The 1,105-nt window shown below is 44.2% G+C and carries 1 rRNA gene; it reads right to left on the reverse strand.

The window, feature by feature from the left end:
- Window positions 1-741 (reverse strand): 16S ribosomal RNA (locus ABT232_RS38400); the annotation flags it as partial.
- Window positions 742-1,105 lie beyond the last annotated feature (364 nt).

Raw genomic sequence — 1,105 nt, forward strand, 5'->3', positions numbered from 1 at the left:
GCCGCTTTCGCCACCGGTGTTCCTCCATATATCTACGCATTTCACCGCTACACATGGAATTCCACTCTCCTCTCCTGCACTCAAGTCTACCAGTTTCCAATGCATACAATGGTTGAGCCACTGCCTTTTACACCAGACTTAATAAACCACCTGCGCTCGCTTTACGCCCAATAAATCCGGACAACGCTCGGGACCTACGTATTACCGCGGCTGCTGGCACGTAGTTAGCCGTCCCTTTCTGGGTAGTTACCGTCACTTGATGAGCTTTCCACTCTCACCAACGTTCTTCTCTACCAACAGAGTTTTACGATCCGAAAACCTTCTTCACTCACGCGGCGTTGCTCGGTCAGACTTTCGTCCATTGCCGAAGATTCCCTACTGCTGCCTCCCGTAGGAGTTTGGGCCGTGTCTCAGTCCCAATGTGGCCGATCACCCTCTCAGGTCGGCTATGTATCATCGCCTTGGTGAGCCTTTACCTCACCAACTAGCTAATACAACGCGGGATCATCTTTGAGTGATGCAATTGCATCTTTCAAACTTAAAACTTGTGTTTAAAGTTTTTATGCGGTATTAGCATTCGTTTCCAAATGTTGTCCCCCGCTCAAAGGCAGATTCCCCACGCGTTACTCACCCGTTCGCTGCTCATCCAGTCGGTACAAGTACCAACCTTCAGCGCTCAACTTGCATGTATTAGGCACGCCGCCAGCGTTCGTCCTGAGCCAGGATCAAACTCTCAAATAAAGTATTTAAGTCACCTTAGTGACTGGCTTGTCTTTCATTATTGATTGACAGATTTTTGATGTATCTTACTACATCACATGAGTCATTCTTCTTTATTCAGTTTTCAATGGTCTAGCTTATCGCTTCAAGACCCTCGTCTCTTGCGACAACTATTATATTCTATCAAACCTAACTAAACTTGTCAAGAATTAACTGTGACTTTTATACCTTTTTTTATCTTACATCCGGAAAATCCCACGGTTGTCATGTTTTATTAAATACATTAATATTCGATTCTTGGTAAATTTAGTTTTCTTTGTTCCGAAATGATTCTGATGAGAACGATAAAGATGACAGAAATAAACAAAGCTAAGTTATGGCTGAT

It is taken from the genome of Streptomyces sp. NPDC001532 (genome assembly GCF_040298625.1).
GTDB lineage: Bacteria > Actinomycetota > Actinomycetes > Streptomycetales > Streptomycetaceae > Streptomyces.